15 protein-coding genes and 2 pseudogenes are annotated in these 26,025 nt (G+C 67.2%); 9 read left to right on the top strand and 8 right to left on the bottom strand.

The window, feature by feature from the left end; all coding sequences use genetic code 11:
- Window positions 1–518 precede the first annotated feature (518 nt).
- From NGB36_RS26840 to NGB36_RS26820, 5 genes are all read right to left on the bottom strand, one after another.
- Window positions 519–2,669 (bottom strand): alpha-amylase family glycosyl hydrolase, encoded by a 2,151-nt coding sequence (locus NGB36_RS26840; RefSeq protein ID WP_255923109.1) that lies wholly within the window; start codon window positions 2,667–2,669, stop codon window positions 519–521.
- Window positions 2,670–2,799: 130 nt separating this feature from the next.
- Window positions 2,800–3,729 carry a sugar ABC transporter permease gene (locus tag NGB36_RS26835; protein WP_255923108.1) on the bottom strand — a complete coding sequence of 310 codons (930 nt, stop codon included), beginning with the start codon at window positions 3,727–3,729 and terminating at the stop codon, window positions 2,800–2,802.
- A complete protein-coding gene (locus NGB36_RS26830; protein ID WP_255923107.1) occupies window positions 3,726–5,240 on the bottom strand; it encodes an ABC transporter permease subunit in 1,515 nt (504 codons plus the stop codon). The genes NGB36_RS26835 and NGB36_RS26830 overlap by 4 nt, the downstream gene beginning before the upstream one ends.
- A gap of 110 nt (window positions 5,241–5,350) precedes the next feature.
- Window positions 5,351–6,475 (bottom strand): sugar ABC transporter substrate-binding protein, encoded by a 1,125-nt coding sequence (locus tag NGB36_RS26825; RefSeq protein ID WP_255923106.1) that lies wholly within the window; start codon window positions 6,473–6,475, stop codon window positions 5,351–5,353.
- A gap of 388 nt (window positions 6,476–6,863) precedes the next feature.
- On the bottom strand, window positions 6,864–7,880 hold the full coding sequence (locus NGB36_RS26820) for a LacI family DNA-binding transcriptional regulator (protein ID WP_255923105.1): 1,017 nt from the start codon (window positions 7,878–7,880) through the stop codon (window positions 6,864–6,866).
- A 139-nt stretch (window positions 7,881–8,019) separates the two neighbouring features.
- Between NGB36_RS26820 and NGB36_RS26815 the strand changes: the two genes are divergently transcribed.
- The 3 genes from NGB36_RS26815 (at window position 8,020) to trxB (ending at window position 12,969) form a co-directional block, all read left to right on the top strand.
- The gene (locus NGB36_RS26815) at window positions 8,020–9,822 is read left to right on the top strand and encodes a glycoside hydrolase family 13 protein (protein WP_255923104.1); all 1,803 of its coding nucleotides are present in this window, start codon (window positions 8,020–8,022) and stop codon (window positions 9,820–9,822) included.
- Window positions 9,823–9,873: 51 nt separating this feature from the next.
- On the top strand, window positions 9,874–11,577 hold the full coding sequence (locus tag NGB36_RS26810) for a glycoside hydrolase family 13 protein (protein ID WP_255923103.1): 1,704 nt from the start codon (window positions 9,874–9,876) through the stop codon (window positions 11,575–11,577).
- A 411-nt stretch (window positions 11,578–11,988) separates the two neighbouring features.
- Entirely contained in the window at window positions 11,989–12,969 is a 981-nt protein-coding gene (trxB, locus tag NGB36_RS26805) for a thioredoxin-disulfide reductase (protein ID WP_255923102.1), read from the top strand.
- Window positions 12,970–13,072: 103 nt separating this feature from the next.
- Here the strand turns inward: trxB and NGB36_RS26800 are convergent, their stop codons facing one another.
- Entirely contained in the window at window positions 13,073–15,529 is a 2,457-nt protein-coding gene (locus NGB36_RS26800) for an FUSC family protein (protein ID WP_255923101.1), read from the bottom strand.
- 737 nt (window positions 15,530–16,266) lie between these two features.
- Here NGB36_RS26800 and NGB36_RS26795 point away from each other — a divergent pair.
- The 3 genes from NGB36_RS26795 (at window position 16,267) to NGB36_RS26780 (ending at window position 20,774) form a co-directional block, all read left to right on the top strand.
- Window positions 16,267–17,685 carry a sugar porter family MFS transporter gene (locus NGB36_RS26795; RefSeq protein WP_255923100.1) on the top strand — a complete coding sequence of 473 codons (1,419 nt, stop codon included), beginning with the start codon at window positions 16,267–16,269 and terminating at the stop codon, window positions 17,683–17,685.
- 22 nt (window positions 17,686–17,707) lie between these two features.
- Window positions 17,708–19,309, top strand: a complete 1,602-nt coding sequence (locus tag NGB36_RS26790) for an MFS transporter (protein ID WP_255923099.1) — start codon at window positions 17,708–17,710, stop codon at window positions 19,307–19,309.
- Between the two features lie 715 nt (window positions 19,310–20,024).
- Window positions 20,025–20,774, top strand: coding sequence for a dienelactone hydrolase family protein (locus NGB36_RS26780; RefSeq protein WP_255923098.1), 750 nt, complete (start codon window positions 20,025–20,027; stop codon window positions 20,772–20,774).
- Between the two features lie 54 nt (window positions 20,775–20,828).
- On the opposite strand, the gene NGB36_RS26775 is transcribed toward NGB36_RS26780, so the two are convergent.
- On the bottom strand, window positions 20,829–21,689 hold the full coding sequence (locus tag NGB36_RS26775; protein WP_255923097.1) for a GDSL-type esterase/lipase family protein: 861 nt from the start codon (window positions 21,687–21,689) through the stop codon (window positions 20,829–20,831).
- Window positions 21,690–22,275: 586 nt separating this feature from the next.
- Complete coding sequence (locus tag NGB36_RS26770) at window positions 22,276–22,704, bottom strand: SH3 domain-containing protein (protein ID WP_255923096.1); 429 nt, start codon at window positions 22,702–22,704, stop codon at window positions 22,276–22,278.
- Window positions 22,705–23,056: 352 nt separating this feature from the next.
- Here NGB36_RS26770 and NGB36_RS26760 point away from each other — a divergent pair.
- The 3 genes and pseudogenes from NGB36_RS26760 to NGB36_RS26750 all read left to right on the top strand — a co-directional run.
- Window positions 23,057–23,838 (top strand): annotated as a pseudogene (locus tag NGB36_RS26760) (transposase); the annotation flags it as partial.
- A gap of 64 nt (window positions 23,839–23,902) precedes the next feature.
- Window positions 23,903–24,154: pseudogene (locus tag NGB36_RS26755) on the top strand (IS110 family transposase); the annotation flags it as partial.
- Between the two features lie 279 nt (window positions 24,155–24,433).
- Window positions 24,434–25,597, top strand: a complete 1,164-nt coding sequence (locus tag NGB36_RS26750; protein ID WP_255923095.1) for a glutathione-independent formaldehyde dehydrogenase — start codon at window positions 24,434–24,436, stop codon at window positions 25,595–25,597.
- Window positions 25,598–26,025 lie beyond the last annotated feature (428 nt).

The following is a 26,025-nucleotide window of genomic DNA, read 5'->3' as shown; positions in this document are numbered from 1 at the left end:
GGCCTCGGCGAGCGCCTCCCCCGCCGCCACGGTGCATCTCTTCCCACAACCGGCACCAACGGCGACGGATGGAACGAGCAGGGCGTCGCCCGAGTCACTCCCGCAATGCCGCCCGCCCCCTGTCCCGGTGAAGGCCGGAGGCCGAGCGGCCGGGGGTAGCTCCAAGATCGGCGATCAAGGCCGTCACCTGGCCGGAAGATTTATCGGCACCCGCAGTGTCAACGAGGTCGCATCGCGGCCAGCGCTGCCGCTACCACGCGGGTCGCACCAACTCTGGGGTGCCGGTACATCATCCGCCCTGGCCCAACGGCAGGTTCGTACTCGCGGAGAGTTTTGGCGAGTCGATCTCGTCGGCGGATCTCCAGGCTCAGGGTCAGCGACGCCTGAATCGTCACCCCGCCCGACCCTGTTGCCCATTTGGTTATGCGGCGAGGGAGAGCTCGAGGCAGGCCTCGTCGGTCCACGCGCTGCCGACCTCGAAGGCCATGTACGTACTGGCCTTCGAGGTCGGCGCGTTGTCAGTTCTGCCAGGCCACCGAGACCGAACCGGTGCCGGAGGTGGGTGCGGTGTAGGTATGGTTCGAGCCGCCTTCCCAGACGATGCTGCCGTCCGCCTTCTTGATGAAGAACTTGTATTGGACGGTGGCCCCGGCGGGCACGCTGGCCATGCTGAACCAGGTCGGGTAGTTCGGGTCGAGCAGCGGGCCGATCGCCACGGATGTATCCGTGCTCCAATTGCCCAGCTCGTCATCGTTGCCGGCGAGGTAGATCTCGTCGCCCGGCGAGGTCGACGTGCCCGTGACGGTGAACGTCACCGGCACCTGGGTGCCGGATTCGACGTGGTAGGCGATGCTGTTGCCCGCTACTCCCCCGCTGGAGGTCACCACGATCTGGTCGGTGCCAGCGGCGGCACCACTGGGGATCGTCAGGTCGACCTCGCTGGGCGACCAGTAGTTGACCGTTGCGGCCACGCCCCCTACCGTCACGGTGCCTGCGGAGCTGCCGAAGTTTGCGCCCGTGACGGCAACGACGTCTCCGGAGTGCCCCATCGTCGGACCCACATTGCCAACCTGCGGCGTCGACTGGGATGGAGCGACATAGGACCATACGGCGGCCTGCCCGGCGTTCAACGTGTACGGGCCGGTCGGGTTGTTGCCGCCGCTTCCGTTGTTAACGGTGAGCGTGCCACCGCCGAGCGCATTGCCCAGCTGGTCGGAGTAGGTACCGGGCGGCAACGAGGTTTCCAGACCCGTCAGCGCATAGTTCGTGCTGGTGCTCTTGTTGACCGCGACGAGCACGACGTCGTTGTAGAACTTCCGCTCGTACACGTAGACGTCGTTGTTGATCCACCGCTGCGTCGACGATCCGTAGCGCAGGGCCGGGTTCGACTTGCGCAGCGCCGAAAGTGCCTGCACTAGGCCAAAGTTACGTGTCGTTTCCGAGAACGAAGACATCATCGGCCGGTTGTAGGGATCGCCGCCGACCTGTCCGGAGGAGTTGGTGGTGTCGTTGTGCATATACTGCTCGTCACCGTAGTAGATCGACGGAATCCCGGGCGTCGTCATGTTCACAACCGTCGCCTGGTCGAACAGCGTGGTGTTGTTGTTGACCGACAGGAACCGGGACTCGTCCTGGTCGTCCACCAGGTTCACCAGGTCATTCGCCCAGTTGAATGAGGACTGCTCGCGGCTGATCGCGGAGTCGAGCTCGGACATCGAGGCGTTGTTGGCGAACACGTCACGCTCGGCAGTGTTGAGGTCGATGTTCTCCAGCGACTGCCCGTCTGTGTTGGCGAACTTCACCTCGTTCGGCCACAGGGCGGCCGATGACGGGTCAGCCCACTCGCCGAAAGTGAACAGGCTGTGACTGTTGTAGATGTGGTCTATGTAGCCCTTCAGCCACCCGCCTGGCATGTGTTTGACGGCGTCCATGCGGATACCGTCCACGCCGTGGCTGAGCCAGGTGTCCACCGCGCCTTGGAGGTAGTTCGTCACCGATGGGTTCTCCTGCGCCAGGTCGGCCAGGTTGAACAGGTTCTCGTACTCGACCTGGTACGGGTCCTGGTAGTTGCTGATGCCACCGTTGTGGTGGAAGTACCCGTTCGGGTCGTTGTCGTACTCCGACAGTGTGGTGCCGTTCTCCTTCAGTGCGCCGTCCACGCCGTAGCTGGGGTTGTTGACGTCCTCCGGGCTGGTGTCATTCACCGCCCAGTCCATGATGACCTTGATGCCCTTGGAGTGCGCCGCCGAGACCATCGCATCGAAGTCGTTCCAGGAGCCGAAGTGCGGCTCGGGCACGTAGAAGTCCATGCCCCAGTAGCCGTGGTAGCCGGCTGAACTCTGCCCGTTGTCGACCACGGGGAGGTTGACGTTCTGCACGGGTGGTGAGATCCATATGGCACCGACGCCGAGGTCGGCCAGATACTGCATCTTGGCCGTGACGCCGGCGAAGTCACCGCCCCAGTACAGCTGCCAGTCGCTGTGGTCACTGCTGTACAGCCCTGGGCTCGACGACGGGTTGTCGTTGCTGGTATCGCCGTCGTAGAAGCGGTCGGTGATCAACTGGTAGATCACGTCGCCCGTCATGTCGCCGGTGCTCACCGGTGTCGAGCTCAGCGCCGGTTGGACGGCGGCTGGGGCCGGGTGCGCGACCGCGGTCGTCGGCGTCACGGCACCCACCGCAGCGACGAAGGACAGGGCCGAGACGGCGAGAGCGAGCCGTCGGCGACAGCGGGACAGTGATCTTGTCTTGCGTCTTTGACGCATGGCGGTGCCCTTCCGCGGAGAGGAGTGGGTTGGGTCAACCTTTGACGGCTCCGGCCGTCAAGCCCTTGACAAGGTACTTCTGCAGGTATAGGTAGATCAGTACGACGGGAAGTCCCGCGAGCAGCGATCCCGCGGCGAACTCGCCGTAGTCTGTGTTGTGTTCACCGGACACCAGGCCGAAAAGGCCTATCGCGAGGGTCTTCTGCGAGGTATCGGTCAGGAACACGTTCGCGAGCAGGATCTCGTTGAGGTTGGCCACGAAGGAGAACAGGCCGACGACGACAAGCATAGGGGCGGCGAGCGGGAGCGTGATGCGGAAGAAGACCTGCCCGGAGGTCGCGCCGTCGATCAGCGCCGACTCGTCCAGCTCACGCGGAATCGTGTCGAGATACCCCTTGAGCAGCCAGGTGTTGACGCCCATGGCGCCACCGAGGTAAACGAGAATCAGCCCGAGCGAGGTGTTCAAGCCCGCCGCCGGGAACACCGAACCGATCTGGATGAACACCAGGTACAACGCGACGACTGCGATGAAGTTCGGGAACATCTGCACTAGCAGCACGGTGATCAGTCCCGCGCGACGACCGCGGAATCGCAGCCGGGAGAACGCGAACGCCCCGCCGGCGCCGATCAGCACGTTGAGCATCGCGGAGACGCCGCAGATCAGCAGGGTGTTGCCGTACCAGCGCAAGTAGGGCGAGTTCGGATCGGAGAGCAGCTTGGCGAAGTTGTTCAGACTGACGCCGTCGGGCAGCAGGCTGGTCGTGGACAGCGTGCCGACTGGGTTCAGCGCCGCCGATACGAGGAACACGATCGGGAACAGCGCGAAGACCAGCGCCACCAGTCCTATCAGGTGGCGCCACCATACGCGGTCGCCGCGCGGTCGCTGGCGCGGAGCGGGCGCGCCGGCAACGGCACCAATCTGGCTGGGCGCCTCGGTCGCTGGTTGTGGCAGCAGATGTGTCATGCCGCGTAGACCTCCTCCAGGGCGCGCGTTCGCCTGAAGCCGGCGAAAGAGATGAGACCGACGAGCATGAAGATGAACAGCGAGATCGCGGCGGCAAGCCCGTACTGGGCGCCCTGGCCTCCGAAGGCAAGGCGGAAGGTGTAGCTGATCAGGATGTCGGTATTGCCGGCTGTGGAGTTACCGGGTGGAAAGGGCCCGCCGTCGGTGAGCAGTTTGATGGTGTTGTAGCTGTTGAAGTTGTAGGCGAACGACGCAATCAACAGGGGTGCGATGCCCACGAGTAGCAGCGGCATCGTCACCGACCGGAAGACGCGCAGAGACGAAGCGCCGTCGACGCGCGCGGCCTCCTTCAGCTCGCTGGGCACGGACTGGAGCAGACCAGTGCACACCAGAAACATGTAGGGGAAACCGAGCCAGAGGTTCGTCAGCAGAATCGACCCGCGAGCCGTCCAGATTCCGCCGAGCCAGTCGATGTCTGTCTGCAGCAGACGGTTGAGCAGACCGAAGTCCTTGTTGTACATGCTCTGCCACACGAGCAACGAGATGAACGCGGGCAGCGCGTACGGGAGCAGCAGCAGCGAACGGTAGATGCGCTGGCCGCGCAACCTGGGATGGTCAAGGGCCAGCGCCAGGCCGAGGCCGAGCGCGAACGTGGTCAGTACCGACAGCGACGCGAACGCCACAGTCCATGCCAGCACCCGCAGGAACGGTCCGCGGATGCTGGGATCGGTCACGACAGCGGCAAAGTTGCGCAGCCCCACGTCGGTCTTCCAGCCGATGGGGAGCACGCGGCCGGATCCATCGGCCGCCACGAAGGTCCCCGCCTTCGGCCGGTATGCGACGCCGGTCCTGGTGTCCGTCATAATCTGGGTGGCCACGTCGTAGCGCAGCGTCCGCTCTCCGATGAATGCCTCGGAGAGCCCGACGGACTTGATGAAGCCGCCCTCGACGGGCACCGCGAAGGTACTCAGCTGCGCGGCGCGGGCGTTGACCTGGATGCCGTTGAGGATGGTCCAGCCCGGCGCCCGTACGACCTTCCCGGTGTCCGGGTCCTTGGTCACCTGCGCGTCGGGCACCGCGGTGAGGCCGTGGCTGTCGCCGCGTTCCACCCTGCCCTGAGGATCGGTGAGGAAGAAGACGATGGGTCCTGTGCTCACGCTGTCCTTCGTCGCCACCGACAGCTCGTACCTCGGCGCGCCGGGGCGCTCGACCACGGAGTCGGCTTCGAGCTCGCTCACGGCCTGCGTCTGCGACATCCGGTGCCCGTCACCGTAGTTGGTAAACGCGGTGCCGATCGTGTATGCGACCGGATACACCTGGAAGGCCAGCAACAGCAGCGTTCCCGGGATGAGATAGCGGGCCGCGATCCGTTTCGGGCTGAGATAGACGTAGATAAGGGTTGCCGTGACAGCTACCGCTACTCCCAGGGCGATCCACGCGTGCTGGGACACCAAGCGCGGCACGGCGAAGATCGTCAGCGCCACGACCGCCCCGATGAAAACGACCCGCATCCACGACACTCTCGCGATCCGTTCGCTGTGCATAGATCCTCCTCCCTGGTACGGGCGGGTGTGGTGCCGTCGACCGGGTGGACGGCTGACGGCATCGCACCGCACGGTCGCTAACCGACAGCCTTCTTGATCTGCGCCGCAGCGCCGGCCATTGCCGAGGCTGGGTCGGCGCCCCCGACGATGGCCGCCTCGGCAATCCCCAGCGGACCCCATACCGCCGACATCGCTGGGATCTGCGGGAGTACGACGCCGTGTTCACCTGCGGTGTGGAACGCGGCGATGTCCGGATCGGTCTTCGCCACGTCGTCGTAGGCCGACGTCAGCGCCGGTGGACGAGGCTCGGCCTTGTACAGTGCCTCTTCCACGTCCTTGCGGGTCAGGTAGTTGAGCGTGAACTCCTGGGCGATCGGAGCGTTCTTGGCCTTAGAGGAGACGTAGAAGGCCTGCACGCCGAGGAACGGCTCGGCCGGGCCCATGCCGGCGAAGCCGGGCACCGGGCTGACGGCGTACTTGATGCCCGCCTGCTTGATCTGCGGTAGCGCCCACGGTCCCGAGACGAGATAGGGAACCTTGCCGGAGGCGAAGAGCGATACGGCGTTGTTCGCATCGATGGACCGTTTGAAGACGTTCTCGCTCTTCTCGCCGTACCTGCTCAGCAGTTTGGCGAACGCGACGAACCCCGGGCCGTCGACGCCGAGTTTCGCCGGGTCGTAGGTACCGTCCGCCTTGGTGCCGAAGATGTAGCCACCCGCCGAGCCGACCAGCGGCTGGATGGTGTAAGGATCGCCTTGCTGGCCGACCTGCAGCGCGAGCGGGTCACTCGCCTTCTTCGCCTTCACCGCCGCCTGCCCGTTCTGCACCATGGCCTCGAAGGTCGACGGCGCGGCGGTGGCCTCGGCCGTGTTGGTGAACAGGGCGAGGTTCTCGGTCGCGTACGGCACGCCGTAGGTCTGGCCGTTGTACGTGACCGCCTTCAATGCGGTCGGTTCGAATGCCAACTTCTGCGCCTGCGTCAGCGGCAGCGGTGCGATCGTGCCGTTCTGCACCAGGTTGCCGATCCAGTCGGTCGCGCCCACGACGATATCCGGGCCTTTGCCCGCATTGGTGGCGGTCACATATGCGGACTGCAGATCGGTCGAGACGGCCTGCACGCTGACGCTGATTCCGTTCGCCGCGGCGAAACTCCTGGCGAAGCGTTGCAGCACCGGTGCGCGCTGGGCGTCAGTCCAGATCACCAGGTCGGTGTGGGGATCGCGGGTGGGAACTCCGCTCGCGGAGGCTGCGGGCGCCGGTGTTCCGCTTGCCGACGAGGACGACGGGGCCGCCCTGGTTGCCGAGTTGCTGCTGCACCCGCTCAAGGCGAGCGCAGCGGTGACTACTGCCGTGGTGGCGAATATCAGGGAAGAGCGGACTCTCACCGAGACCCCCTTGGGAGGCGGATGCGGGATTGGGGAGGGCACAAGGACGTACAAACGGACTGGCGAGGACGATCGGCCTGTTAACGCCGCAGACACTAGCCAGAAACCGCGATAACGCAATACGTTGCAAGAACTTGCGTCAGCGTTGCGCCTCTTCGCCCAGTCGTTGCAGGCCTTTCCACTGCCGACCGGACCGCGACGCCGGTCAGTCGCCTCCGCGTGAGACGGGCGCGCTGGAGGCGCGGACGACGAGCTCGGGGAAGAACAGCGACTCGGTACGGCGGATGCCGGTGCCGCGGATCTGGTCGATCAGCGTTCGCGCAGCGGCAACGCCCATGGACAGGACCGGCTGTCGCACGGTGGTGAGCGGCGGGTCGGTGTAGCCCATGAGCACGGAATCGTCGTATCCGATCACGGAGATGTCCTCGGGCACGCGGCGGTTGCGTTGCCGCAGCGCCCGGATCGCGCCCAACGCCATCATGTCGGAGCCGCAGACCAGGGCGGTGACGTTCTTCTGGAGCAGGCGCGACGCGCCCGCGTAGCCGCCTTCCACGCCCGGGAAGGCGATGTCGACGAGGTCAGGGTCGAATGAATCGAAGTGCGACTCCACGGCGCTGCGGTAGCCGGCCAGCTGGCGGCGGGCGGGGACGTGCCGGTCGGACGGGCTGAGCAGGCCGATCCGACGGTGACCGAGTCCTGCGAGGTGGGAGACTGCGAGCTCTCCTGCGGCCCGGTCGTCGCACGAGATGAAGGGCGCGTCCAGGTCCGGCACGAAGCCGTTGACGAAGACGACAGGCAGCCGCTGGGCCACCAAGTCGCGGTAGCGGGAGTGGTCGAGGCTGATGTCGGCGTGCAGGCCGGAGACGAAGATGACGCCCGCCACGCCGCGGTCGAGCAGCATGCCGACGTACTCGTCCTCGCCGGCACCTTCGGGGGTCTGCGAGCACAGCACCGGGGTGTAGCCCTGGCGGGAGAGATTGGTCTCGATGACCTGTGCGCACAGCGGATAGATCGGACTCTCCAGCTCCGGGAGAACCAGGCCCACCAGGCCTGCACTGCGCGGACGCAGCCGTGCGGGACGCTCGTAGCCCAGCACATCGAGCGCGGTGAGCACGGCCTTGCGCATGTGCGCGCTCACCCCCGGACGCTCGTTGAGCACCCGGGAGACGGTCGCCTTGCTGACGCCCGCCTGCCGGGCTATGTCATCGAGTCGGGATGTCATGGCCACACTGTAGCCCGGCGCTTCCGTAACTATGAAGCAGAAATGTGAAACAGCGCATCAAGAATCAGCAACTCCTTACTGGATCTGGTCATGCAGGCATAGCGTCTGGCGCGTGACACGTCCCGGATTCGAGAGGCACATGACCACAACCACAGCAATCGCCGACTGTCTGGCACACCATGACGGTTCGCCGCTCTATGTGAGCGACCCCGCCCCCCAGCTCGGGGACAAGATGGAGATCTTCGTCCGCACCGCGCGTGCAGCCGGTGCCCAGCGCGTCCACGTGCGGTCGATCGTTGACGGCGAACCGTCGTTCGCCGAGGCACAGATCGACCGAGTGGACGGCGAGGAGACGTGGTGGCGAGCGAGTGTGGAGGTCACCACCACCGAACTCTCTTACCGGTTCCTGCTGGAGACACCGACGGGGAACGTGTGGCTCAACGCCGGTGGGCTCAGCCGCCGCGAGATCCCCGACACGGTCGACTTCCGCATCGTCACACACCCTGCACCACCGTCATGGGCCGAGGGCGCGGTAATCTACCAGATATTTCCCGACCGCTTCGCCCGCTCCGCACACCATCCGACCGGCCCGCTTCCCGACTGGGCCGTCCCCGCTGCCTGGGACGATCCCATCCCCTACGGCACCCCTGCCGGGACACGGCAGATCTACGGCGGCACTCTGTGGGGCGTGGCCGAGAGACTGGACTACCTCCACAGCCTCGGTGTGGACGCGCTGTACCTCACGCCGTTCTTCCCGGCCAGATCGAACCACCGTTACGACGCCTGCGACTTCGACCGTGTGGACCCGCTGCTCGGCGGCGGAGCGGCGCTTCGACACCTGACCGCGCAGGCACACCGCCGAGGGATGCGCGTGCTCGGCGACATTACGCTCAACCACACCGGCGACGCTCACCCCTGGTTCCGCCGCGGCCAGGCCGATCCGGCCAGCACGGAAGCCGGCTTCTACTACTTCGGCGAGGACCGCAGCCAGTACGCCAGTTTCTTCGGCGTCCCTTCGCTCCCGAAGCTCGACCACACCTCGCCCGAGCTGCGCCGACGCCTGTATGAGGGCCGCGGCTCCGTCGTTGCGCGCTACATCGAAGAGTTCGGCCTGGACGGCTGGCGGGTCGACGTCGCACAGTCGGCCGGCCGCCACGGTGCGATCGATCTCAACGCCGAGATGGCCCGCCGGACCAGGGGCACGATGCGGGCAGTGGCCCCGGAGTCGCTGCTGCTCGCGGAGCACCCGTTCGACGCGTCTTCCTCACTGCACGGGGACGGCTGGCACGGCACGATGGCATACGCCGGGTTCGCCCGACCCCTGTGGTACTGGCTGGGCGGGCAGGACGTCAGCGAACTGTGGGGCGTACCTGGCCCGATGCCGCGCTACGGCGGAGCGGACATGGCAGCAGTCATGCGGGACTTCGCCGCACTCATCCCCTGGCGCTCGGTCACCCACAACCTGACCCTCCTCGACTCGCACGACACTCCGCGCTTCCGCTCCATGGCCGGTCGCGACCATCATCACCTCGGAGTCGCACTGCTGATGACCCTGCCGGGGCTGCCCATGGTCTTCGCCGGTGACGAGGTCGGCGTCGAAGGCGTGCACAGCGAGGACGGGCGCCGCCCCTTCCCTTGGGACGAAGCGGCCTGGGACCGCGCCACCCTTGAGCTGTTCCGCGCACTGATCGCGCTCCGTCGTCGGCACCCGGCCCTGCGTTCGGGCGGGCTGCGCTGGCTGCACTGCGCTGACGACGTCGTGCTGTACGAGCGGGCACTGCCCGACGAGACGCTGCTCGTCCAGGTCAGCCGAGCCGCCCACACACCGCTCGCCGCGCCCCTCGCAGCCGAGAACCTGCTCGGCGGACCGGATCTGGCACCTGGAGCGGCCATGCCCGCCGATGGGCCGGCGTTCCACATCTGGCGCACGGCCCGCCCCTGACGCCGACCTCATCCCACCCCCACCCCCACCCCCATCCCGGAGCGGACAACCATGACGTCCCCGCATTCCTCCCGCCCCTGGTGGCGGGACGCGGTCATCTACCAGGTCTACCTCCGCAGCTTCGCCGACGGGAACGGCGACGGAATCGGTGACATCGCCGGCCTGCGCTCCCGTCTCCCGTACCTCGCCGAACTCGGAGTCGACGCCCTCTGGCTCAACCCCTGGTACACCTCACCACAGGTGGACGCGGGCTACGACATCAGCGACTACCGTGCGATCGACCCTTGCTTCGGCACACTCGACGAAGCCAAGGGCCTGATCAACGAGGCCCACCAGCACGGCATACGCCTCATCCTCGACCTCGTTCCGAACCACACGTCCGACCAGCACCGCTGGTTCCAAGAGGCTCTGTCCGGCGGGCCCGGATCCCCCGCGCGCCGGCGCTACCACGTCCGCCCCGGTCAAGGACCGCGTGGCAGCGAGCCGCCCAACAACTGGCCCAGCATCTTCGGCGGCCCTGCCTGGACCCGCACCACCGACCCCGACGGCACTCCCGGCGACTGGTACCTGCACCTGTTCGCCCCCGAGCAACCGGACCTGAACTGGGACCACCCCGAGGTCCGCGCCGAGTTCGAGGACGTCCTCAGGTTCTGGCTCGACCTCGGCGTCGACGGGTTTCGCATCGACGTGGCCCACGGCCTGACCAAGGATCCCGCCTACCCCGACCTGGACGCCACCGACAGCGAATTGCTGGGCTCCGCCCGCACCGAGGCGCACCCCTACTTCGACCGCGACGAGACCCTCGCGATCTACCAGGACTGGCGGCGGATGCTCGACTCCTACGACGGCGAACGCCTCTTCGTCGCCGAGGCCTGGGTCTCCGACGCCACCCGCACCGCCCGTTACCTCACGCCCGACCGCCTGCACACCGCCTTCAACTTCGGCCTGCTCGGCTGCCCCTGGGATGCCGAAGCATTCCGTTCCGAGATCGAGCAGGCCCTGCGTGTCCTCGACGGCGTCGGCGCCCCGGCCACCTGGGTGCTCTCCAACCACGACGTGGTCCGCCACGTCACGCGCTACGGCCGCCAGGACACCTCCCTCCAGGACGCCAAGCGCCACTACGGAAGCCCCGTGGACCTCACCCTCGGCGAGCGCCGGGCCCGCGCCGCCGTCCAACTCGTCATGGCCCTCCCCGGCGGAGCTTACGTGTACCAGGGCGAGGAACTCGGCCTCCCGGAGGTCGAAAACCTGCCGCCAGACACCTGGCAGGATCCTTCCCGCCACTGGTCCGACCACCCGGACCCGGTCCGCGACGGCTGCCGCGTCCCCCTGCCCTGGTCCGGTGCCGCGCCGCCCTTCGGTTTCTCTCCCGACGATGCCCACGCTCGCCCGTGGCTCCCCCAGCCCCGGCAGTGGAAGGACCGCACCGTGGCGGCCCAACTCGACGACCCCGGCTCCATGCTCGCCCACTACCGGGCCGTCCTGCGGCACCGCAAGCAGCTGGGCGATTTCGCTGACGGCACGCCGCTGACGTGGCTGCCCGCCCCGAACGGCGTGCTCGCCTTCCGCCGCGGCGACGTCGTCTGCATCACCAACCTCTCCCGTACCGGCGTCCCGCTCCCGCCCGACCAGGAGATCCTGCTCGCATCCACGCACATCGCCGCGCCCCAACTGCCGCCAGACACCACAGTCTGGCTGTCCGCGCAGACAGACAGAGACCAGCGGTCCCGGTCGGAACCCCACCATCGCTCGTGACCTCGAACGACGTGAACCAATACGCTCCGTCAATGGGCCGGAAGCGAGGAAATGCGCCATGATGACGAGGGTCCGCTGGTCCGCTGGGGCGCGGTGCTGTCCCGAGACTGGCGGCTCGACCTGTCGCATCTGACCAACCAGGTGCGGTTGAAGTATTAATACTCCAGCCGGACTTCCGCATTTGTCCTGGTCAACGGCGTGAGTGTGGGGAGTGTAGCGGGAACGGAGTCGATTCAGGCACGTTCCGGTGCCCCGTCCGGTGGTGGAGGTCACGTCCGCTGGAGTGGTGTATCGACGGCCACTCGGTGATCTCGTTTTGAGGCTATGCGGTGAGTTCGGTGGGCGGGGCGGTGTCGTCGGTTTCTGACTCGATCGGGTGGAGGCGGGCCTTGGCCAGCAGAGGTGGTCGACGTGGGAGACGCAGTCCGCACTGTGATCATCATCGGATCCGGCCCCGCCGGCTACACATGCCCGGTGTACGCGGCCCGCGCCGGCTTGCGGCCTTTGGTGTTCGAGGGGGCCGTCTCCGCCGGAGACGCGCTGATGAACACCACCGACGTGGAGAACTACCCTGGCTTCCCCGACGGGGTGAGCGGCCCGGAGCTGATGGAAAGGATCAGAGCCCAGGCTGAGCGCTTCGGCGCCGAGCTGGTCACCGAGGACGTGGTGGACACCCGTCTGGCGGGCGAGACGAAAGAGGTCCGCGACGGTAGCGGAGGGGCCCACCGCGCCAGAGCGGTCATTTTGGCCATGGGTTCCAGCTACCGCGAGTTGGGGCTGGAGAATGAGAAGCGGCTGTCCGGCCGAGGCGTGAGCTGGTGCGCCACCTGTGACGGCTTCTTCTTCCGGGACCGCGACATCGCGGTCGTGGGCGGCGGCGACGCCGCCTTGGAGGAGGCCATGTTCCTCACCAGGTTCGCCCACTCGGTCACCGTCGTGCACCGCCGCGACGCCCTCAGGGCATCGAAGATCATGCAGGAACGGGCGCGGCGCAACGAGAAGATCCGCTTCCTGTGGAACCGCGAGGTGGTTGACATCCTCGGGCAGAGCAAAGTAACCGGGGTGCGGCTCCGCGACGTTACCAGCGGCGAGGAGACCGAGCTGTCGGTCACGGGTGTCTTCATAGCGATCGGGCACGACCCGCGGATCGATCTGGTCAAGGGTCAGGTCTCCCTCAACCATGCCGGCTACATCGCTGTCGAAGGCCGGTCCACGCGGACCAACGTGGACGGCGTCTTCGCCTGCGGCGACGTGGTCGACCACGAGTACATGCAGGCCGTCACCGCCGCAGGGTCCGGCTGCGCCGCGGCACTCGATGCCGAGCGCTACCTGGAGGCACTCGAGGAGGAGGCCCGCATGGAGGCGGCCGCCGTCGCCGAGCTGGTGCACTGACAGCCCGAAGAGGGTCCCCTCGGTGCCGCCGACCGGCTTCGAGACGTAGGCGCGTCCGACGGACGGTGCGACACCACCGGCAGCCGGCCCCCGATGCGCTCTCTCACCGGCGGTGAGTGCCTGCGCTCGCCTCGGATCGCGCGTCCGGTTCGTGTTCCGGCCGCTCCTGCTTCAGACCCACCCCCAGCGGCCGGGCCAACCCGAGGACGTCCTCGTCCACCCGCTGCAGGTGTCGCAGCGCCACCGACGTGACCGCGTCCGGCCGCTCGCCCTTCCGCGGCCTTCCGTCAGGCTCTGCACCGGTCTCGCGCTCAACGGCGGTGGGCGGCTCCTGGCTTCCGCCGACGTCCAGCGGCTCCCTGCAGCCGCCGTCGGTCTCCATGCAGGTGATGAGGGCGTCAAGGTTTCGGTCGACGCGTCCGGCCATCTCCACCAGCCGCGGATCCTGCCTGATCGCTGGGGTCCCCAACGTCTGCTGCGCGATGGCCGCAAGACTTCGGGCGTGGTAGGCGGCCGTCTCCAGCAGTCCCAAGATGTAGCGGGTGATCCGCCTACGGCGGCGCAGGGGGTTGATCGGATGGCGCAGCGGCTGGGTGGTGGTCCGCAGATCGTTCAGGGCGCTGTCCAGGGCGCGGGAACGGTTCACCAGGTCGACGGGCCGACCGCCCTGGAGTTCGGCGACACCCCGGCCGGTCACCTCACGAAGGCGCTCCAGCACATCGCGGATCTGCTCCTCGGCGCGCCGTTGTGTGGGTACCGGCAGGACAAGCAGGCCCGCGAGCATCGCGCAGGCGACGCCCAGGGCGGACTCCACCAGTCGTGTGAACAGCAGGTCGGGCGTGAAGGTGCCCAGGAGTGTGTACAGCAGCCCGATCATCGCAGTGACGAAGAAGGAGACCAGCGCATAGGAGACCGCCGCGGTGTAGAAGGTGCCGAACAGGCAGAGGGTGACCAGCGCGAACGCGAGCCAGTGGTGGATGCCGACCAGGTAGGCCAGGCCGATCCCGGCCAGTACACCAAGCAGTGTGCCGACCAGGCGCCGGTAGCCTTTGACGAGGATCTCGCCGCTGGAGGAGACGTTGACGAACGCCACCCAGCAGGTGAAGACGGCCCAGTACCAGCGCCGCGGGGACAGCAACTCACCGCCCAGGATCGCCAGTGCCGAGGCGAGCGCGACCTGCACAGCCAGACGGGTGGTCGTGCGTCGCAGGCCGGTCGGCTCGTCCGTCTCTTCGCGCGCCGCCCGTACCGCGTCCTCGGCCTCGAGGACTTCCTCTTCCGCCTGTAGCTCCTCGCGGGATCGCACGATCTCGGGACTGTCGTCCGGGCCTTCCTCCGGCTCTGCGAGCGCCATACGCAACCCCAGCAGAGCGAGACTGAGATCACCGATCGCCCGGAACACGTCCTGCACGGGAGCAGGTGCGTGGGGCAGGCGCTCGTCGTCGCGGTACCCCAGCAGCCGGTCCCGCACGATCCTCAGCCCGACGCCCACGGGAATGCCGGGGTGGCCGGCTATCAGTCTCAGGGCCTTGAGATCCGCGATGACGCGGCGGACGACCTTCCGGTCGGCCGTTCGGAGCGGGATCGCGTCGACGGGGGGCGCGCCGCTGAGGCGTTCGGTCATGTCGCCAGCGACCGGATTGGCTCCCAAAAAGCCGAGCGCCCTGAGGAGCACGACCGCGAGCCGTTCGGCGCCGACCTCCGCCTCGGCGACGCGCCGTTGCACATGAGCGAAGCTCCGCGCGTCGCGGATGCTCTCGTCCAGATGCGCCTGAATCATCAGGGCGGCCTGGTGGAGGCGGGCGGTGCGCCGCTGGAGTCGGCGGATCGCCCCCTCGGCGGGGAGCGTCCCGGGTTGCCGCTCAGCCACTTCGACCACATCGATGAGCGCGTCGATGAGCTGAAGGAGGCGGGCGCGGAACGCCTCGCGCAGCCGCAGCAGGGTGGGCTGCGGCGAGGCCCGGACGATCCCGAACCGCACCACCGCGCTGCAAGCCCACGCGATCACCAGCGGCACGCACACCTGGGACAGCCAATGCGGCCTCGGCCCTACGAACAGCGTGATGAAGAACATCTGGAAGGCGATGACGCCCAGACCGGTGGGTCGCCTGCCGAACCGGCGGACGTAGACGGCGGCAAAGATCACCGCGACACACGCCAGGTCGCTCAGCAAGCGCTGATGCGCCACCAGTGACCCCAGGGCCAGCGTGGCCAGGCCGGTCGGCAGCCCGAGGGCGAGCGTGACCGCCTGATCCCTCGGACGGGGATCGGAGACAGCGAAGGAGAAGACCTCTGCCGCTGTCGCACCGGTGACGATGAGCGGAACGGTGGTATGCAGCGCCGCCATCACGCCGATCGAGAGCACGACGGCGAGAACGATGCGCAGCGCGCCAAGGAGCCGACTGAACGCTGGGTCGGATGCGATGATCCGGTCCCAAGCCGACGCCCACGCCTCCCGGACCCCACCGACCGTCCCGACGTCGGTCAGCACCGCCCCCTTTCGGGTGCCCTGGTCCGTGGCCCTGCCTCCCGATACGCGACGTTCCAGCACCAATGTCATGGACCGACGTCCTCGGCCCGACTCGGCGTCCCGGCGGATGATCACCGGCGTTTCGCGCCGAGCGACCACACCGACGGCTGCGACGCGGTCGACCCCGGCGGCGAAACCGTGGCTGCCACGACAGAAGGAGCCGCTCAGCCCAGTCGGGCCACTCCTCCCTCAGGCCACTGTACGGGCGCCGTGGTCCGTGCCTCCGCGGGGCGGCATATGGCCCAGGATCGCAGCGCCGTCGCGGTCCGCTGCTCACCTACCCGATGACCTACCCGACGGAGGACCGCGTGCGCAGCGGGGTCGTCCAGTCGATCGACTCCCGCGGCACGGCACGGCACGCCCGCCCTCGCTTGACCTGAGGCTCCCTCGGCCTGTTCCGACGGATCATGCAGCCGTTGCTGGTGGGACGGACAATGTAGGGGCGCCCGCCGAACAGGGCATGAAGAAGGCGCTGAGACATCACGTCTGAAACGTCACAGCAGGTCCAAGAGCACCCGCAGCAGGCCCCATCTCCAAGCGTGCGCCCTTGGGACCCGCGCCGCATCCCAGGCTCTGCCGAGGAGTCGGCGGCGTGCCCCGGACAGTCACGCCGGTTCGGTCGGTGTCACGTGGCCGACGGGCGTCGTTGAGTAGAGCATGGCGATGACACCGAGTCCGCCGCTGACACCACGGACGGGTGTGGTGCCACCCTTTCTGCCACCGAGTGAGCCACGCGGGCCAGGACCATTCACCGTCCTGGAGGAATCATGACCCGAGCCGAAGACAAGGCGCCACCGGTGAGGGCCCTGAACGGGCGCATGCTGATGGCGGCAGTGGTATCCGCGATCAGCGGACTGCTGTACGGCTACGACACAGGCATCATCTCCGGCGGGCTGCTGCAGATCTCCAAGGAGTTCCACATCGGAAACGACATGAAGGAGGTGATCGCGGCCGCGATCCTCCTGGGTGCCGTGATCGGCTCCCTCGCCTGTAGCCTGCTGTCCGAGCGCATCGGCCGACACCGCACGATCCTGATGATCTGCGTGGTGTTCGTCCTCGGTAGCCTGGCCAGCTCACTCGCCCCCACTGCGGTCGGTCTGGCCCTGGCCCGGGTGCTGCTCGGCTTCGCCGTCGGCGGCGCCACTCAGACCGTACCCATGTACGTCGCCGAGCTGGCCCCCAAGTCGATCCGCGGACGTCTGGTGCTCTGCTTCCAGCTCGCCATCGGTGTTGGCATCGTCATCGCGACGCTCGTGGGCGCGAGCCAGACGGTGTCATGGCGGGAGGCGATCGGCGTGGCCGCCGCACCGGCAGTGGTGATGCTTCTCCTGCAGCTGCGCCTGCCCGAGAGCCCGCGGTGGTTGGTCCTCAAGTTCGGCCGCCGCCGCGTGGACGAGGCGGAGAAGGTGCTCGACAGGTTGCGGCCCGACGGCTACGACATCTCCTCCGAGCTCGAGGAGATCGTCGCTCTGGAGGGGCGCCAGCAGCGGACCAGCAGACGCAACCGCGGTTGGAGCGGGCTGCGGCAGCCATGGGTACGGCCGGCCTTGGCAGTTGGCTGTGGCATTGCCGTGTTCACCCAGCTGTCCGGCATCGAAATGATCATCTACTACGCCCCGACCATCCTCACCGACAACGGCTTCTCCAAGACGACCGCGCTTTGGGTCAGCGTGGCGCTGGGCACGGTCTACCTCGTCATGATGGTGGTCGGCCTGGTCATCGTCGACAAGGTCGGGCGCCGCCGGCTGACTCTGGTGATGGTGCCCGGCGCGGCGCTCAGCCTGTTCGCGCTCGGCGCCTTCTTCGTCACCGGCCACTCCAGCCGCGCCTACGTGCCATCCATCGTCGCCTGCCTGCTGACCTTCATGTTCTTCAACGCCGGCGGGCTCCAGCTGATGGGCTGGCTGACCGGTTCCGAGATCTACCCCCTGGCGGTGCGTGCGGCTGCCACAAGCGTGCAGTCGGCCACCCTGTGGAGCACGAACCTGCTGATCACGCTGACACTGCTGACGATGATCAGCATCTTCGGTGTAGGCCAGGTGTTCTGGATCTACGGGATGTTCAACGTCGCAGCGTGGCTGTTCGTGTGGCGGCGGATGCCCGAGCTCACCGGACACAGCCTCGAAGACATCGAGAGGCACCTGCAGAGCGGCAAGTTCCGCCCGCGCGACTTCGCTCGCGTCTGACGCGGCTCGCAGTGGCCACGGTGTGCTTCGGCGCCTTCATGGGACAGCTCGCGCCTCCATCGTCACCCTGACCTACGCCAGCCTCCGCACCGAGTTCCACGCCTCGCTCGCCGCCATCGAATGGGTATCCCTCGCCTACCTCCTCACCCTCGTCGTCTTCCTCGTCCCCGTCGGCCGCCTGGCCGACGCACACGGCCGCAAGCTGTTCTACCTCTACGGCTTCGTGGTCTTCACCGCCTCCTCCGCCGCCTGCGGACTCGCACCCGGACTCGGCGCACTCATCGCCTTCCGCGTCATCCAGGCCGCCGGCGCCGCGATGATGCAGGCCAACAGCGTCGCCCTCGTCGCCACCAGCGCACCACGCGACCGCATGCGCGCCGCCCTCGGCGTGCAAGCCGCTGCACAGGCACTCGGCCTCGCCCTCGGACCCACCGTCGGCGGCGCCCTGGTCTCCACCCTCGGCTGGCGCTGGGTCTTCGGCGTCAACGTCCCCGTCGGCATCATCGCCCTCGCCGCAGGCCACTATTTGCTCCCCCGCACCCGGACCCGCAACCACACAGAGGGATTCGACTGGGCCGGACTGCTGCTGCTCGCATCCGCCACCGTCTGCGGGCTGTTGGCCATCTCGGCCGCCTCCGGGCTCCCCGTCCCCGGATGGGGCGTCGGCCTGCTCTTCGCTCTGTCGGCGGTCACCGGCTCGTCGTTCACCGCCCGGCAGCGCCGCTGCACCTCTCCCCTGCTCGACCTCGCCCTCCTCCGGGTGCGCGCGGTCTCGTCAGGACTGGTCAGGGCGCTCAGCGGCTACCTCGTCCTGTTCGGGCCCCTCGTGCTCGTCCCCGTCATCCTCACCGACGCCGGCTCCTGCGAACTGACCGCCGGCACCGTACTCACCGCGCTGCCGGCCGGATTCGCGATCGCCGCGACCGCAGCCGACAAGGTCCTGCCCTCCTCCCTCACCGACCGGGGGCGCTGCGTACTGGGTACGGTCATCTGCGCCGGCGCGCTCGGCGGACTGCTCTTCGTCCCGGTGACACCCGCGGCGCTCGCACCCGTGCTCGCACTCCTCGGGCTGGGGCTGGGCACCTTCACGCCCGCCAACAACGCTCTCGTCATGGGGTCCATCCCCGCCGGCTCCTCCGGAACGGGAGGCGGCCTGGTCAACATGACCCGTGGCCTGGGCACCGCACTCGGCGTCGCCCTGGTCACCCTCGCCCTCCATCTCGCCCCGCACAGCGGCCTCTTGGGCGGCGCGCGCGCCGCCGTGTCCCTCCTGCTGGCCGATCACTTCTCACCGTGGCCGCCGCCTGGTTCGGCCCACAAGAAGCCGACTCCCCGAAGGCTGCGGCGAACCTCGAACTCTGAACAGCCGCAACCGGATTCGCGGCACAGCACCTTAGAGTCACGCCACGCAAACCAACGGGCCGGTCTCTTGGCTACGACGAGACCGGCCCGCGATCACCTTACAACCGCTCAGTCCATCCCGCCTCCCTTCCAGAGGTTTCACCGGCCCCCAATTGCCAACAGGCCACCAGGCGCAGACACAGCGCCGACGCAACGGCCGGACATCACCGTGGCCGCGCCAGGCGTACATCGGCGCGTTGTGTGCCGGCCTTGGCGCCTCTGAGAGAGAGCTGTGCTTCCGCTATGGCACCGTCAAGCGCCCCCGTGATCGTTCACCCCATCAGACGGTGTCATCTATATGCGCTTATGGAGAGCATCTCTATAGCAATACCGATGGAGCGGAAAAATGGTATATATCACCACGAATAGGGTGAGTGGGGGCATGGCGGAACGTCATTCCATCCGTGGACGCACTGTTTTCCCATGGCTCGGGCCATGGGGCTACGCACGAACGGCCCGAGCACAGACGCGCGATCGCCCGCGGTGCGGCCGCGGTGCGGCCGCGCAGTCTCGCGCCAACGCCATGCGCATCCGCTGACACCCCCGCCTCCACGCCGCGCAAGAGGGGGAACCAGCCATGTCCGAGATGAGCCGGCGCAAGCCCTCGGGCCCGGCTGGCGGCGCCGCGGTCTCACTGCTGCCCGCGGGCATCCAGAAGCCGCCATGGCCGGACCGCGTCCGGGTTCACTGGCCGACGTCGAGCACGTGGTGCTGCTGATCCAGGAGAACCGTTCGTTCGACCGCCACCTCGGCGCCCGCCGCGGCTGCCCGGTGACACCACCCGTCAACTGGCGCAGACGCAGCAGGAGGTCACCACGCTCCCGCACCCGACGGTCCCATCTGTCCGCCAGAACCCGCCCCACCAGCAGCCCGATCGACGGACACACCGCTCGACCCTCCGGAAGTCCTGAACAGTCCCTGGGAAGAAGAGAGATCAGATGTACGACGCGATGATGGCCGAGACGGTCCGGATAACCGGTCATGAGGGTGACGAGCTCGAGGCCTACCTGGCCTGGCCGCTGACGCCCGGCACGCACGGCGGAGTCGTGGTGCTGCACTCCATGTCCGGCTACGACAACGCGACGAAGCAGATCACCCGCTGGTTCGCCGTCAACGGCTACGCCGCGATCTGCCTCGATCTCCATCATCGCCACGTGCCCGGCCTCGCATCCGACGGCTCCGCAGCGCTCGCGCCGTCATGTGCCGTGCTGATCGCGCCTGATGAGCAAGTGGTCGGTGACGTCGAGGGGGCGGTGGCCGTTCTGCGGTCGATCCCTTCGTCCAACGGCAAGGTAGGGGTAGTCGGTTACTGCTCGGGAGGGCGGCAGGCGTTCCTGACCGCGTGCCGTCTGCCGCTTGATGCGGCCGTAGACTGTTATGGGCCCTTTGTCGTCGGCAGGCCCCCGGACGGCTTTCCTCTCCTGGTCGAGCCGGTCATCGGCCTGGTGAAGGAACTCTCTTGCCCGTTGCTGGGCTTGTTCGGCGCAGAGGACTCCTTCCCGTCACCGGCCGAGACAGCCGAGCTCGAAACCGAACTCACACGGCACGGAAAACCATACGAGTTCCACACCTACGACGGGGCCGGGCACGGCTTCTTCGCCGTCGACCGGCCAAGCTTCCGTCCACAGGTGGCCCTCGACGGTCGTCGGCGCATCCGGGAATTCTTCGCCCGCACCCTCGCCGTCTGAGCGTCCGTACGCCCGCCTTCACCCCATCGCGTGTGAAGGCGGGCGTACGGACGTTCACACGGACGGTGCAGAGGTGAGCAACTGGAGCGGGATGGCCCGGGCCATGGCATCCTGCCCCGCGTCGTCGGGGTGAAGGTGGTCACCGGAGTCATACGCGGACAGGATCCTTGAGGTGCCGGAGGGGTCGCGAAGCGCCGCGGAGAAGTCGACCAAGCCGTCGAACAGATGGTCGTGCCGCATGGCCTTGTTGACCTCATGGCGGCACCGATCGCCCGCAGTCTGGTAGGTGGAAAGCCCTCGGTACGGGGTGATGGTCGTGCCGATGACGCGGACGCCGTTGGCATGCGCGCGTGTCACGAACCGCTTCAGCCCTGCGATGATCTCTTGCGGGCTGTTCACGTGAGGGGGCTGCTGGATATCGTTGATCACGTCAGTGAGAATCAGGGTACGCACGCCCGGGAGTGCGAGGCCCGGCACCTGACGAAGCAGCGCGCTGGTGCACTTGTGGCCCGCGTTGTCGGTGAGCAGCCGCTCGCCGCCGATGCTGTCGTTGACCACGTCGATGGGGATGTGGGCCTGGCGCAGCCTGGTCGCGAGGAGGTGCGGCCAGGCCGTCTCCGTGCCCTTCGAGGTCCGCATGCCGAGCGCGATGGAGGCGCCGAGCACCACCACGTCGCCGTCGGCCGGGGCCGCCGACGCCGGCTTGATGGCAGGACACCTCTTCGGATCCGGAACGGTGGGGAAAGCGATCGGTGCCCGGCTCGATGGCACGATCGGTACGCCGAATCGGGTGGGTTCTTCAGCGAACGTGCGCATGGCGAGGAACGTAACAAGGACGATGAGCGCGAGCAGAACGAGGGGGGCGAGGGCGAGTACAAGGGTGAGGAACCTGTTCGGTCGCTGCTGGTTGGTCATGTCATCAGTCCTCTGCAGGAGTTTCGACGGAATTGCCGGTCGGAGTCGTCAAGACTTGCCCGGAGCGGCGTCCAGCCGGGCGGCCTGGTGAGGTCCACGGACGACGGATCGGCGGCAGGCGCGGCCGGACGCCTGCGCCAGGGCGCAACAGCAGTCGCCGGGCCGGGCGTTCGATCGCTTCGTGCAAGGCCCAGGCCAGGGCGAGGGAGATCGCGAAGGCGAGGAACACGGCGCCGAGGCCGGGCAGCAGCGGCAGGCGTGGGGCGCGATCAACAGCCGTGCTCCGGTGTGCAGAACGAGCAAATGGATCAGGTAGAAGGCGAAGGACAGTTCCCCGAGCCGTACGACGACGCGACGCCGCCACATGGAGGGCTCACCTCGAAGATCTGCCTGGGCTGCGGCCGGCACCAGCCAGGCCGGCCGAGGTTCGGCGAGACCGGCACCTGTCCGGAACAAAGGTGGACAGGGCAAGGGAGTACGGCAGAGAGTGCGGACACGGGCGGTGGTCCCATCATGAGTCATGCGATGTGCGCTCGCCCGGGGAAGCGGCACCCCGGGCGAGAACAGGTACGTTTCTTCTGATGCCTCAGTTACTGCACCAGGGGACGTAGTCGAAGTTGTTGACGTAGTGGGCCGAGACCCAGCCCTGCCCGTCGGCCAGCTGGTACCAGCGGTAGTTGCCGCCGACGTCAGTGCCGTCGGTCTTGCAGTTGACCGAGATCACGGTGCCATTGGGGATGGTCCCGTTGGTCCAGTAGCCGGTGCCCGGGCCGGACCGGACGTTCAGCGGCACCGGAGAGACAACCTGCCCGGAGGGGGCGTCCGGCGAGTAGCCGTCGCCGTAGCCCCAGTTGCCGTAGTCCGACGGGCTGAGGGACAGGTAGCTGCCCGGTGCTTCCGGGGAGTAGGCCGGGGCGGCCTGAGCAGAGCCGGCAGCGGCCACCGTGCCGACCAGAGCGCTGCCGCCGACCAGAATCGCGGCGATGGACTTGGAGATGGAGTGACGACTGAACACGTTCGTCTCCTTTCACCAATACAGGCACATACAATGTGATGGGACGGTTTGCCTGTATTGCTATGGAGAGTCTGCCCATGCGGCGAGCGGCACGACGCCACTCCATCAGGTGGTCAGCCACTCACGAAGCTTGACCGATTCACAGTGCAGACACAGGAATCAACTCACTTGAGAAACCGGCCCGTTGATGTGCGTCAGAAGTGGTGTCGGCACCTGCGAGAACGATGAGGTCACTGGCGCGCTGACCGTGTTGCCGACGCCTCAGCGCCACTCCACTGAGCCCAAGTCAGCTGCCGTAGGTCGTCACGGATGACCGCAAGGAGGGAGGGCGGCAAAGCCAAGCAGTGAATGATTGTCCCGAATCAAGACACTGATCGGCAGACGGTTCCACAAGAGCATGACGCTGTCCGGAACCGCCCAGATGCTGCGGCGCAACGGCTGGAATCACCAGGTTCCCGCCCGGCGCCCGCTCGAGCGCAACGACGCGGCCGTGGCGGGTTGAGTGAAGGAGACTTGGCCATCGCTGGAAGCACCGCGGCGGCGCTCGGGGCCTTCCTCGTCTTCGAGGACGAGGCCGGCTTCTCGATGACGCCGCCGACCGCACGGACCTGGGCCCGGCGAGGGAATACTCCTGTGATCCCGGTCTGCGGACGCTCCCAGCGTCGCATCTCTATCGCTGCCCTGGCCTGCTATAAGCCAGGGGAACGCTCGCGCCTGATCCACCGGCCGATGATCCACCGGGATCACAAGACATCCGGCCGTCGCAGCTTCGCGTGGAGCGACTACCGCGACCTTCTGATCGCGGCGCACCAACAACTCAACAGCCCCATCGTTCTCATCTGGGACAATTTGAACGTGCACCGGGACGCCCGGATGCGTGGCTTCATCGACGCGCACGACTGGATCACCGCCTATCATCTGCCGCCCTACGCGCCTCAGCTGAATCCCGCCGAAGGCATCTGGTCTCTACTCCGTCGCCACAGCCAAGCCAATACCGCCTTCGCCGACCCCGTCCAACTCATGCGCTCCCTGCGACACGGACTCCGCCAGGTTCAATACCGCTGCGATCTCATCGACGGATGCCTCGCCGCAACCGGACTCACCCCGACGACAACACAGCTACAAGGTCAGTAGCGGCGATGGCGAGCGCACTGAGCCCCATGCACAGGTGGGTGAACAGGCGTCTGGTCTTGCTCCTGTGATCGACAGCGGAAAGGGCCACCACCACGGCCTCGCACTGGACGCCGACGGGAAGACCCTGCTGTCGCGGCGGGTCGCCAACGACGAGCTCGAGCTGATGAAGCTGATCGGCGACGTCCTGGCCCTGGCCGACGGCCGCCGGGTCGCCTGGGCCATCGACATGACCGGCAGCGAGCCCGCACTGCTGCTGGCCCTGTTGGTCAACCACGGCCAGGAGGTCCTCTACATCCCCGGCCGTCTGGTCAACCGGACCTGCAGCACAGGGACTGTCTCCGGCATGGGGCGATGTGGTCTCCATGGTCACTTTGACAGGGAGATCCCCGGTGGGAGAGTGGACGGTAAGAAGATGTCTTGCCTCTGCGAACGGTAGGCACCACAACGCCGCAGCCGCCATCGGCAGCAAGATAGCCGCACATCTTTGCGCGGACTGCGAGTCACGACCCGTCCACTCCCGGTTGCCAACTTGCGGCTGCGCGAACGCAGGAGCGGTAGCGCGCCCACGTGTGCGGGGGAGCGAAGGGAGTACGCCATGAAGGCTACAGTGTACGAAGGGCCACGCTCGGTGAGCGTGAAGGAAGTGCCGGACGCGAGGATCGAGCGCCCGACCGATGTCCTGGTGAAGATCACCAGCACCAACATCTGCGGCTCCGATCTGCACATGTACGAAGGCCGCACCGACTTCGAGAAAGGCCGGATCTTCGGTCACGAGAACATGGGCGAGGTCGTCGCGATCGGTGACGCTGTGGACCGGGTGCGGGTTGGTGATCTGGTCTGTTTGCCGTTCAACATCAGCTGCGGCTTCTGTCGCAACTGCGAGAAGGGCCTGACCGCATACTGCCTAACGACCCCGGACAATCCCAAGATGGCTGGCGCCGCGTACGGCTTCGCGGACATGGGCCCCTACGACGGCGGGCAGGCCGAACTGCTGCGCGTGCCCTACGGCGACCACAACTGCCTCGTACTGCCGGAGGAGGCATGGGAGAAGCAGACCGACTACGTGATGCTCTCCGACATCTTCCCCACCGGCTGGCACTGCACCGAACTTGCGAAGGTGCAGCCCGGTGACACCGTGGCGATCTACGGCGCCGGCCCGGTCGGGCTGATGGCCGCCCTGTCGGCGAACCTCAAGAGCGCCGCCAAGGTCATGGTCGTGGACCGCCACCCGGACCGCCTCGCCCTGGCCGAGCAGATCGGCGCCATCCCTATCGACGACTTCAAAGGATCGCCGATCGACCAGATCAACGAGCACACCAACGGCCTCGGGGCGGATCGGGGCTGTGAGTGCGTGGGCTACCAGGCACACGACCCCGGGGGCCGTGAACACCCCAACCTCACGCTGAACAACCTGGTTCACTCGGTGAAGTTCACCGGCACCATCGGCGTGGTCGGCGTCTTCATCCCCCAGGACCCCGGCAGCCCCGATAATCTCTACAGGCAAGGCGAAGTCGCCTTCGACTACGGACTGTTCTGGTTCAAGGGCCAGTCCATCGGCAACGGACAGGCCAACGTCAAGGCATACAACCGTCAGCTCTGCAACCTGATCCAACAAGGCAAGGCCAAGCCCTCCTGGATCGTCTCCCACGAACTGCCGCTGGACCGCGCCCCTGACGGCTACCAGCACTTTGACAACCGCGACAACGGCTGGACCAAGGTCGTCATGCACCCCAACGGCTCCCGACCCGGGAGTGTCTAGTGCCGTGACCGCATAGGTTCGCCGGGTTCGGCCTTGCTCTAGGATCCGATGGCTATGGGGGGATCTGTTCATAGCCGCTGGCGCGCGACTCGCGCGGTCACAGTGGCGTCGGTCGTGGTGGCCGCGCTGGTCGTGCTGTTCGTCGTGCTCCTGGTCCTTCCAGGGATGGTGGTGGACCATGATCTCGCCGGTGCCCACCTTGCCGCGGCAGACCGGATGAACGCGGTGAACAACGTGCGCAGTCCTCGTAGCGGCCATCAACGAGTGGCTGTGACCAGCACATTCGATACAAGCCCTAGGGCTCGGGCCACCATCGCCTCGAACCGCTCCCGCGAGCGGACGAAGTGTCCATCAGCAGACGCGACCGCGTAGCCTTCCACCAGGTTCCTTCTTCTCGTTCAGGCTTCAGCACCCCGAACGTAGCGAGA

Origin of the sequence: Streptomyces humicola, assembly GCF_024436035.1 — a bacterium.
Lineage (GTDB): Bacteria > Actinomycetota > Actinomycetes > Streptomycetales > Streptomycetaceae > Streptantibioticus_B > Streptantibioticus_B humicola.
This window is presented reverse-complemented; position numbering and strand designations above follow the sequence as displayed.

Coding starts and splice junctions, on each gene's coding strand:
- NGB36_RS26775 (WP_255923097.1), bottom strand. CDS start 21,689: ATGACCAACCAGCAGCGACCGAACAGGTTCCTCACCCTTGTACTCGCC.
- NGB36_RS26810 (WP_255923103.1), top strand. CDS start 9,874: ATGACGTCCCCGCATTCCTCCCGCCCCTGGTGGCGGGACGCGGTCATC.
- NGB36_RS26835 (WP_255923108.1), bottom strand. CDS start 3,729: ATGACACATCTGCTGCCACAACCAGCGACCGAGGCGCCCAGCCAGATT.
- NGB36_RS26750 (WP_255923095.1), top strand. CDS start 24,434: ATGAAGGCTACAGTGTACGAAGGGCCACGCTCGGTGAGCGTGAAGGAA.
- NGB36_RS26830 (WP_255923107.1), bottom strand. CDS start 5,240: ATGCGGGTCGTTTTCATCGGGGCGGTCGTGGCGCTGACGATCTTCGCC.
- NGB36_RS26780 (WP_255923098.1), top strand. CDS start 20,025: ATGTACGACGCGATGATGGCCGAGACGGTCCGGATAACCGGTCATGAG.
- NGB36_RS26820 (WP_255923105.1), bottom strand. CDS start 7,880: ATGACATCCCGACTCGATGACATAGCCCGGCAGGCGGGCGTCAGCAAG.
- NGB36_RS26800 (WP_255923101.1), bottom strand. CDS start 15,529: ATGACATTGGTGCTGGAACGTCGCGTATCGGGAGGCAGGGCCACGGAC.
- NGB36_RS26815 (WP_255923104.1), top strand. CDS start 8,020: ATGACCACAACCACAGCAATCGCCGACTGTCTGGCACACCATGACGGT.
- NGB36_RS26795 (WP_255923100.1), top strand. CDS start 16,267: ATGACCCGAGCCGAAGACAAGGCGCCACCGGTGAGGGCCCTGAACGGG.